The following is a 302-nucleotide window of genomic DNA, read 5'->3' as shown; positions in this document are numbered from 1 at the left end:
TCCGCGTGGAGAATCAGCTGTGAAAACGGACAGCTTGATCTAAGCTTTGTGCCTGAAGGAATGCATAAGGAACACCTCAATGCCGGTTTCATGGCCACAAACTTCAAACAAATATTCGGCAAGTTTAAGGGGCACTTAATCACCGCTGAAGGCAAACGCTACGAGATTGAATCTCAATATGGTTTTGTCGAAGATCAGTACTCTAAGTGGTAAACGTCCATACTAGACAATTTAATTACGACACATCAACAGCAAAAATAGACTTTTGATTTGACGCCTCTAGACATTAAGGGTACAACTGT

1 protein-coding gene is annotated in these 302 nt (G+C 41.7%); it reads left to right on the top strand.

Annotated elements, in window-relative coordinates; genetic code table 11:
- The coding region (locus tag A3757_RS03980) for a DUF2804 family protein (RefSeq protein WP_156506162.1) at window positions 1-213 on the top strand (213 nt) is incomplete at its 5' end.
- Window positions 214-302 lie beyond the last annotated feature (89 nt).

The organism is Oleiphilus sp. HI0117 (assembly GCF_001635235.1).
Note: the sequence above shows the minus strand (reverse complement) of the source record. Positions and strands in the feature narration are given on the sequence as shown.